At 71.6% G+C, this 8,824-nt stretch carries 8 protein-coding genes; 2 read left to right on the forward strand and 6 right to left on the reverse strand.

Annotated features, from left to right (window positions below; genetic code table 11):
* Window positions 1-116 precede the first annotated feature (116 nt).
* The 6 genes from metG to ACFU74_RS18750 all read right to left on the reverse strand — a co-directional run bounded on the left by metG (window position 117) and on the right by ACFU74_RS18750 (window position 5,895).
* Entirely contained in the window at window positions 117-1,847 is a 1,731-nt protein-coding gene (gene metG, locus ACFU74_RS18725) for a methionine--tRNA ligase (protein ID WP_380757960.1), read from the reverse strand.
* A gap of 256 nt (window positions 1,848-2,103) precedes the next feature.
* Window positions 2,104-2,295 (reverse strand): DUF397 domain-containing protein, encoded by a 192-nt coding sequence (locus ACFU74_RS18730; RefSeq protein WP_380757962.1) that lies wholly within the window; start codon window positions 2,293-2,295, stop codon window positions 2,104-2,106.
* Between the two features lie 9 nt (window positions 2,296-2,304).
* A complete protein-coding gene (locus ACFU74_RS18735; RefSeq protein WP_380757964.1) occupies window positions 2,305-2,493 on the reverse strand; it encodes a DUF397 domain-containing protein in 189 nt (62 codons plus the stop codon).
* Window positions 2,490-3,353, reverse strand: a complete 864-nt coding sequence (locus tag ACFU74_RS18740; RefSeq protein ID WP_380757966.1) for a helix-turn-helix domain-containing protein — start codon at window positions 3,351-3,353, stop codon at window positions 2,490-2,492. The genes ACFU74_RS18735 and ACFU74_RS18740 overlap by 4 nt, the downstream gene beginning before the upstream one ends.
* Before the next feature lie 528 nt (window positions 3,354-3,881).
* Window positions 3,882-4,484, reverse strand: coding sequence for a GNAT family N-acetyltransferase (locus tag ACFU74_RS18745; protein WP_380757968.1), 603 nt, complete (start codon window positions 4,482-4,484; stop codon window positions 3,882-3,884).
* Between the two features lie 127 nt (window positions 4,485-4,611).
* Entirely contained in the window at window positions 4,612-5,895 is a 1,284-nt protein-coding gene (locus ACFU74_RS18750; protein ID WP_380757970.1) for an adenylosuccinate synthase, read from the reverse strand.
* A gap of 126 nt (window positions 5,896-6,021) precedes the next feature.
* On the opposite strand from ACFU74_RS18750, the gene ACFU74_RS18755 reads away from it, so the two are divergent.
* On the forward strand, window positions 6,022-6,915 hold the full coding sequence (locus ACFU74_RS18755; protein WP_380757971.1) for a diacylglycerol kinase: 894 nt from the start codon (window positions 6,022-6,024) through the stop codon (window positions 6,913-6,915).
* A 231-nt stretch (window positions 6,916-7,146) separates the two neighbouring features.
* Window positions 7,147-8,730, forward strand: coding sequence for an amidophosphoribosyltransferase (gene purF / locus ACFU74_RS18760; protein WP_380757973.1), 1,584 nt, complete (start codon window positions 7,147-7,149; stop codon window positions 8,728-8,730).
* The last annotated feature ends 94 nt before the right edge of the window (window positions 8,731-8,824 follow it).

Here is an 8,824-nt window from a genome sequence, read left to right on the forward strand (position 1 = left end):
GGGGGCGGCCTCTGGCCCCCCCCCCGGGGGGCCGGGCTTACCCCCCTCGGGTCTAAAAACCCGTGGGCGGGGCGGCGCCCCGGGGGGTAACCCCCCCGCTCCACCGCCGTTCCTGCCTACTCGCCGCCGCCGAAGCGCTCGGTCCAGGCGGCCAGGTCCTCGTCGGTGATCTTCGCGAACAGCACCGGCGGAACCGTGAACGGCGTCCCGGCCGGCACCGCGTCCAGCGCCCGCGCCGCGTCGGCGTCCACCCAGGTCGCGGTGCGCGCCGGGGCGTCGGCCGGCAGCGCGAAGGCCTCGCGCATCGCCCGCGCCGCCGTCGGGATGAACGGCTCGGAGGCCACCGCGTACAGGTGGATGAGGTTCATCGCCGTGCGCAGCGTGAGCGCCGCCGCCTCCGGGTCGGTCTTCACCTGGAGCCAGGGCGCCTTCTCGTCCAGGTAGGCGTTGCCCGCGCTCCACAGGGTGCGCAGGCTCTGCGCCGCCTTGCGGAAGTTGAGCGCCTCCAGCTGCGCCTCGTAGTCGGCCAGCAGCTCGGCGATCTGCGCGCCCAGCCGCTCCTCCGCCTCGCCGGCGGGCCGACCGGCCGGCACGTCGTCGCCGAACCGCTTGCGGCTGAACGACAGCACCCGGTTGACGAAGTTGCCGAGGGTGTCGGCGAGGTCCTTGTTGACCACCGAGGCGAAGAGGTCCCAGGTGAAGCTGGAGTCGTCCGACTCGGGCGCGTGCGCCATCAGGAAGTAGCGCCAGTAGTCGGCCGGCAGCAGCTCCAGGGCGACGTCCGTGAAGATGCCGCGCTTCTGGCTGGTGGAGAACTTCCCGCCGTAGTACGTCAGCCAGTTGAAGGCCTTGACGTAGTCGACCTTCTTCCACGGCCGGCGCGAGCCGAGGATGGTGGCCGGGAACATCACCGTGTGGAACGGGACGTTGTCCTTGGCCATGAACTCGGTGTAGCGGACGCTCTCGTCGGCCTCGTACCACCAGGACTTCCAGTCCCGCTCCTCGCCGGCCGGGGCGGCGTCGGACCACTCCTTCGTCGCGCCGATGTACTCGATGGGCGCGTCGAACCAGACGTAGAAGACCTTGCCGGCGGCGGCCAGCTCCGGCCACACATCGGCCGGCACCGGGACGCCCCACTCCAGGTCACGGGTGATCGCGCGGTCCTGGAGGCCCTCGGTCAGCCACTTGCGGGCGATCGAGGAGGCGAGCACCGGCCACTCGTCGCCGTGCGCGGCGACCCAGTCCTCCACCTGACCGGTCAGCTTCGACTGGAGCAGGAACAGGTGCTTGGTCTCCCGCACCTCCAGGTCCGCGCTGCCGCTGATCGCCGAGCGCGGCTCCAGCAGGTCCGTCGGGTCCAGGACGCGGGTGCAGTTCTCGCACTGGTCGCCGCGCGCCTTGTCGTAGCCGCAGTGCGGGCAGGTGCCGACGATGTAGCGGTCCGGCAGGAAGCGGCCGTCCGCGTTCGAGTACACCTGGCGGATCGCCCGCTCCTCGATGAACCCGTTGGCGTGCAGCTCGCGGGCGATCTCCTGGGTGATCTCCCGGTTCTGCGGCGAGGAGCTGCGGCCGAAGTAGTCGAACGACAGCTCGAAGCCGTCGTACACCGCCTTCTGCTGCTCGTGTGCCCGGGCGCAGAACTCCGCCACCGGCAGCCCGGCCTCCTGCGCGGCCAGCTCGGCCGGGGTCCCGTGCTCGTCGGTCGCGCAGATGTAGAGCACCTCGTGCCCGCGCCGGCGCAGGTACCGCGAGTAGACGTCCGCCGGCAGCATGGACCCGACCATGTTGCCCAGGTGCTTGATCCCGTTGATGTAGGGGAGGGCGCTGGTGATCAGGTGCCGAGCCATCCTCGGATGCTCCGATTTCTCCCGCACGCACCCCTGTCCCGGAGTGCCGTGACGGGCGCAGGGTCTGGGGCGGCGAGGGGAACCGGGCACAGGCGCCGCCTCCCGGGCTGCCGGCCAGAGCGACGTTCCACTGTGGGCCTGCCAATCCTATCGAAGCCCGCCCCGCCCCCTCGCGCCCATTTTCCCGCGGCGCCCCCGCCCCTCGCCGCGCCCGGCGGGCGGCGAGGGGCGGCGAGGGGGTGGTCGGTCGGCGAGGTCAGTCGGCGACGAAGTGGTCGAACTCGCCGGCCTTGACGCCGAGGACGAAGGCGGCCCATTTGCGGGGGGTGGTGCGGACGATGACGGCGTCGTTGCGGGGATCGCGGATCTCGACCATGCCGTCGACGGTGCGGATCTCCAGGGCGTCCTCGCCCGCGCCGCCGGGGGCGGCCTTCTGCCAGCTGTCCATGGGGCTCCTTCAGGGGGTGGGGTGGTCGAACTCGCCGCGCTTGACGCGTTCGATCCACCGGGCGAACGTCCTGCGGGTGGTGGTGATGATCGAGTCGGGGGTGTCGGACTCGCGGATCTCGATGTGGCCGCCGGCGGTTCGTACTTCGACGCACTGGTTGCTGTTGCCGCTCATCGAGGACTTCTGCCAGTCGGTCATCGGGATGGCCCGCCTTTCAGGTCCGTCATGATGTGCCGGATGAAGTCGTGGGACTCCTCGGGGCCGAGGGCGAGCGAGTCGGACTCGCCGACGATGGCGCGGTAGGAGGCCAGGTCCGCTTCCGAGTCGATGAACTGCGGCCCCTGGGTGAGGTCGATCTGCACGGTGTCGAGTTCGGGGACCGGGCCGTGGGCGAGGAAGAGGTCCTCACCCGAGCCCGGGTAGGTGTCGACGCCGAAGGGGATCGCGCGCAGGGTGACCCCGGGGCGCTCGGCGTCGTCGAGCAGGCTGGCCAGCTGTTCCCGGAGGACGGCGGGGCCGCCGAACTGCATCCGCAGCGCGGCCTCGTGTATGAACGCGGTGAACGGCCGCCCGGCGGACAGCACCTGCTGGCGCTCGGTGCGGAAGGCGGTGCGGACGTCGGCGTCGTGGCGCGGCAGCGGCGGACGCAGCCGGGCGAACATCGCGGCGGCGTAGCGGCCGGTCTGCAGCAGGCCCGGGATCGAGGTCGTGTTCAGGACGAGCAGCGACTCCGCGTGGTGTTCGAGCTCGGCGATGTCGAGCATCCCGGCCGGGACCCGGCCGCGGAAGTGGTGCCACCAGTGCTTGCCGCGGTCCTGCGTCATCAGGGTGAGGGCCTCGATGAGCGGGAGGTTGGCGCACCGGCAGGCGGCGGCCCAGGAGCGGAGGCGGTCGGCGCTGATGCCCGACTTCCCGTTCTCCATCTGGGAGATCTTGGGAACGTCCGTGCCCAGGGCCGCCGCCATGGCCTTGGGCGTCATGCCCGCGTGCTCGCGCATCCTGCGCAGTTCCGAGCCGAGCCGCTGCTGGCGCACGCTGGGCGACAGGCGTGGTGGCATGCGCGTCTCTCCTCGGTCGGTGCCTTCGGTGCAGTCTGCCGCCCCGTGGACACCGGGTCCACCGAGTAGCTCGATGGGGTGAAGTGCACCAGCTGCGGTAGCAACTGTTACCCCTGGAACCCTAGCGTCGTCGGCACGGGGCCGATCTGCTTCGGCGGCCGAGTCCACGCCTCAACTGGACTGGAGACAGTCGATGTTGCTTTCACCGGGGAGCGGGGCCGACCCCGCCGGGCCGCGGCACGGGCGGCATCCGGGCGCGGCAGGACCGGAGGCGGATCGAACTCGTGACCGGGGGCTTGACCTCGCCGCCGCATTGGCCGATGACTGGGGTGTGGAACTCATCGGGGTGTGCGGCGGGGCGGTCACGGCCGTGGCGGCGGTCGATCGCTGATGGCCGTGGTGCTGCTGACGGGACTGCTGGTCTCGGTGGTCTTCGTCGGAGTGGTGGCGCAGATCATCGCGACCCGTCAGCCACGGGAACGGCGGTCCGGCAAACGGGACTTGGCGCCCCGTAACGACAGGTAGCGGTCAGCCGGCGGCGAGCCGCCGCACCAGGCGCGGGCGCGCGTGCGGCCACTCCTCGCGCAGCATCGAGAAGTACGCCGTGTCCCGCCAGACGCCGGTGGCGCGCCGCTTGTCCCGGCGGTGGACACCCTCGAACCGGGCGCCCAGCCGCAGGATCGCGTTGCGCGAACGGTCGTTGAGCGCGTCGGTCTTCCAGAACACCCGACCCATGCCCAACTCGTCGAACGCGTGCCCGAGCAGCAGCAGCTTCGCCTCGGTGTTGACGGCGGTGCGCCACACGGACCGGGCGTACCAGGTGCCGCCGATCTCGACGAGTTCGTCCTCGGCGCCGAACGCGTAGTAGCCGGTGATGCCGACGGCCCGGCCGGAGGCGAGGTCGATCACCGCGAACTTCACGGCGTTGCCGGCCGCCACCTCGGCGAGCCGGACGTCGAGGATCTCCCCCAGCTCCTCCTCCGACGCCGGCGCGGCGAACGGGATCCACCGCCACACCTCGGGGTCCGGGCCGACGGCGGCCCACAGGTCGGACAGGTGGCGGCGGTCCAGCGGCTCCAGGCGGACGTGGCGGCCGGTGAGGGTGACGGGGGAGGGGGTCTTCGCGGTCATGGTCGGAGACGGTAGCCGTGGAATGCACTAGAGGCAACGGATATCTGCATTAGTGCAAAATCGGGAAGGCAAGGGAAAGGCCCCGCGGGCGAACCCGCGGGGCCTCCTCGTCGAACGGCCGCAGGGCCTACAGGAACGAGTTGATCTGGATCGTCTCGGTCCGGCCCGGGCCGACGCCGATGGCGGAGATCGGGGCGCCCGACATCTCCTCCAGCGCCTTCACGTACGCCTGGGCGTTCTTCGGCAGCTCGGCGAAGGTCTTCGCCCCGCTGATGTCCTCGCTCCAGCCCGGCAGCGTCTCGTAGACCGGCTTGGCGTGGTGGAAGTCGGACTGGTTGTACGGCAGCTCCTCGACCCGCTGCCCGTCGATCTCGTAGGCCACGCAGACCGGGATCTGCTCCCAGCCGGTGAGCACGTCGAGCTTGGTGAGGAAGAAGTCGGTCAGGCCGTTGACCCGGGTCGCGTAGCGGGCGATCACCGCGTCGAACCAGCCGCAGCGGCGGTCACGGCCGGTGGTGACGCCGCGCTCGCCGCCGATGCGGCGCAGCGCCTCGCCGTCCTCGTCGAGCAGCTCGGTCGGGAACGGGCCGGAGCCGACGCGGGTGGTGTAGGCCTTCAGGATGCCGATGACCCGGTCGATCTTGGTGGGGCCGATGCCGGAGCCGGTGCAGGCGCCGCCCGAGGTCGGGTTGCTGGAGGTGACGAACGGGTAGGTGCCGTGGTCGACGTCCAGCAGGGTGCCCTGGCCGCCCTCCAGCAGGACGACCTTGCCGGCCTTCAGCGCCTCGTCGAGGACCAGGGTGGTGTCGGCCAGGAACGGCTTGATCTTGTCCGCGTAGCCCAGGTACTCCTCCAGCACCAGGTCGGCGGGGATGGCGCGGCGGTTGTACAGCTTGACCAGCAGCTGGTTCTTGTCGTGCAGCGCCGCCTCGATCTTCTGGCGCAGGATCGACTCGTCGAAGAGGTCCTGGACCCGGATGCCGACGCGGTTGATCTTGTCCGCGTAGGTCGGGCCGATGCCGCGGCCGGTGGTGCCGATCCGGCGCTTGCCGAGGAAGCGCTCGGTGACCTTGTCCAGGGTCCGGTGGTACGGCGTGATCAGGTGGGCGTTGCCCGAGATCAGCAGCTTGGAGGTGTCGATGCCGCGCTCGTTCAGCCCGTTGAGCTCGGAGAGCAGCACGCCCGGGTCGATGACGACCCCGTTGCCGATCACCGGCGTCACGTTCGGGCTGAGGATGCCGGAAGGCAGCAGGTGCAGCGCGTACTTCTGGTCGCCGATGACCACCGTGTGACCGGCGTTGTTGCCGCCCTGGTAGCGGACGACGTAGTCGACGGAGCCGCCGAGGAGGTCGGTCGCCTTCCCCTTGCCCTCGTCTCCCCACTGAGCGCCAACGAGCACGAGTGCCGGCACAGGCGTACACCCCTTCCGGTTGGGGCATCCTGCGTAGGCCGCAGTCTGCCCCGAGATAGACGAAGCCCCTGGCGCAATAGCGCAAGGGGCTCTTGCACCGAGAGATTACCTGAGGAAGGACCGGTTGTGTCGTCCCTGTCCACGCCTGCAACCGGCGGCCCGGAGCCGCTCCTCCTGCTCCTCGACCCGGCGGCCCGGCAGTCCGACGGCGAGTCGGTGCGGATCGCGAAGGACGTTCTCTCCGGCGGGACGGACGTCAAGGTGGCCTATCCGGAGACGCCCTCCGAGCTCGACCGGATGCTTTCGCACCGCGGTCGGAGGCGACCGGTCGTGATCGGTTCCGACCTGGCGCTCCAGCGGGTGCTCCAGGCGCTGTACCGCCAACGTGAGCTGGGGACGGACCCGGTGGGCCTGGTGCCGGTCGGCCGTCCGGAGGAGGTGGCGGCCGCCCGCGGGCTCGGCGTTCCGGCGGCCCCGGTGGCGGCGGCGCGGGCGGTGCTGGCCGGCGCGGTGCGCAAGCTGGACCTGCTGGTCGACGACGGCGGCGGGGTGGCGCTCGGCGGGGTGCGGATCTCGGGGAGCGGGATACGGCGCCCGGCGGGCCGTCCGAGCGGTTGGCGTTCGCTATGGGCGAAACTGGCTGCGGCCGAGCAGGGGACCGTACTCACCCCGGAACGGGTCGGCCGGACCGCGGCGGCCGGGACCGCCGAGCCCGGCCCCGGCGAGCCGAGCTCACGGCTGCGGGTCGAGGCGGACGGCCGGCTGCTCGCCGACGTGCACCGGCCGGTCCGGGTGGTCCAGGTGACCCTGCCGTCCGGCGACGCGGCCGGCGAGGGCGTGATGGAGATCGTGGTCCGCGCCCCCGGCGCCCTGCTCCGGGCCCGGGCGGCCAGCGTCTCGGTGGCCGGGCGCGGCTTCGGCTACGAGGCGGACGGCCACCCGGTCGGGCCGGTCCGGGCCCGCACCTGGACGGTCCACCCGGGGTGCTGGGGCCTGCTGCTGCCCGCCGCCCGGTCGTGAGCAGGCTCACGTTGGGAGAACGGCGGACGAACGCGCGGCGAAGCGCCGGGCACGCCCGGAACGCGCCAACGGGCGCGAACCGCAAGGCCGGGCGCGTTCGCCGGCCGCCGTCCGGAGCCGAACCCCGCCCCGGGTAAGGGGTTTTGTCTACGCGCGTTACCAGCGCACACCCGCTCAGATCCGGCCGCCCGGGTGCCGGAACGCCGGGCCGTCTGGCCTAGACTCGAAGGCGTGCCACGTGGTGACGGAAGACTCAACCACGATCTTCTTCCCGGCGAGAAAGGCCCCCAGGACGCTTGCGGCGTCTTCGGTGTCTGGGCTCCCGGCGAGGAGGTCGCCAAGCTCACGTTCTTCGGCCTTTACGCCCTGCAGCACCGCGGTCAGGAATCCGCGGGCATCGCAGTGAGCAACGGCTCCCAGATTCTCGTCTTCAAGGACATGGGACTCGTCTCCCAGGTCTTCGACGAGGCCTCCCTGGGGTCGTTGCACGGGCATATCGCCGTCGGACACGCCCGCTACTCGACCACCGGTTCCTCGGTCTGGGAGAACGCCCAGCCGACCTTCCGGGCGACCGTGCACGGCTCGTTGGCCCTCGGTCACAACGGAAACCTGGTGAACACCGCCGAACTGGCGGCCATGGTCGCCGAACTCCCCGGCGAGGAGCACGTCTCCCGCTCCGGGCGGACGGCCGCGACCAATGACACCGACCTGGTGACCGCGCTGCTCGCCGGCCACCCCGAGCTCTCCATCGAGGAGACGGCCAAGGTCGTCCTGCCCAAGGTCAAGGGCGCCTTCTCGCTCGTCTTCATGGACGAGAACACGCTCTACGCCGCCCGCGACCCGCAGGGCATCCGCCCGCTGGTGCTGGGCCGGCTGGAGCGCGGCTGGGTGGTCGCCTCCGAGACGGCGGCGCTGGACATCTGCGGCGCCTCCTTCATCCGCGAGGTCGAGCCGGGCGAGCTCATCGCCATCGACGAGAACGGCATGCGCACCTCCAGGTTCGCCGAGGCCAAGCCCAAGGGCTGCGTCTTCGAGTACGTCTACCTGGCCCGCCCGGACACCACCATCGCCGGCCGCAACGTGCACCTCTCCCGCGTGGAGATGGGCCGCCGGCTGGCGAAGGAGGCCCCGGTCGAGGCCGACCTGGTGATAGCGACGCCCGAGTCCGGCACCCCGGCCGCCATCGGCTACGCCGAGGCCAGCGGCATCCCGTACGGCTCCGGCCTGGTGAAGAACGCCTACGTGGGCCGCACCTTCATCCAGCCCAGCCAGACCATCCGCCAGCTCGGCATCCGGCTCAAGCTCAACCCGCTGCGCGAGGTCATCGCGGGCAAGCGCCTGGTCGTGGTCGACGACTCGATCGTCCGCGGCAACACCCAGCGCGCCCTGGTGAAGATGCTCCGCGAGGCGGGCGCCGCCGAGGTCCACATCCGGATCTCCTCGCCGCCGGTGAAGTGGCCGTGCTTCTTCGGCATCGACTTCGCCACCCGTGCGGAGCTGATCGCCAACGGCATGACCATCGAGGAGATCGGCCGCACGCTCGGTGCGGACTCGCTCTCCTACATCTCGATCGACGGCATGATCGAGGCCACCAAGCAGCCGAAGGACCGGCTCTGCCGGGCCTGCTTCGACGGTGAGTACCCGATGGAGCTGCCCGACCCGGCGCTGCTCGGCAAGCTCCTGCTGGAGGCCGAGATCAAGGGCGGCCAGCAGACCCCCGCGGTCCGCGGCAAGCCGACCAGCGGCAGCGACCTGGACGGCGTCCAGTCGCTGCTCGGCGGGGCGGGCGCGGCCGACGCGCTGCGCCGCCCGTAACGACGAACCCGCGGTGGGGGGCCCCCCCCCGGGCCCCCCCCCCCGGGCCCCCCCCCCCCCCCCCCCCCAAAGGCCCCCCCCCCCGGACGACCCC

Source organism: Kitasatospora sp. NPDC057500 (assembly GCF_042802195.1).
Lineage (GTDB): Bacteria > Actinomycetota > Actinomycetes > Streptomycetales > Streptomycetaceae > Kitasatospora.

Coding starts and splice junctions, on each gene's coding strand:
- ACFU74_RS18745 (WP_380757968.1), bottom strand. CDS start 4,484: ATGACCGCGAAGACCCCCTCCCCCGTCACCCTCACCGGCCGCCACGTC.
- metG (WP_380757960.1), bottom strand. CDS start 1,847: ATGGCTCGGCACCTGATCACCAGCGCCCTCCCCTACATCAACGGGATC.
- ACFU74_RS18730 (WP_380757962.1), bottom strand. CDS start 2,295: ATGGACAGCTGGCAGAAGGCCGCCCCCGGCGGCGCGGGCGAGGACGCC.
- ACFU74_RS18735 (WP_380757964.1), bottom strand. CDS start 2,493: ATGACCGACTGGCAGAAGTCCTCGATGAGCGGCAACAGCAACCAGTGC.
- ACFU74_RS18740 (WP_380757966.1), bottom strand. CDS start 3,353: ATGCCACCACGCCTGTCGCCCAGCGTGCGCCAGCAGCGGCTCGGCTCG.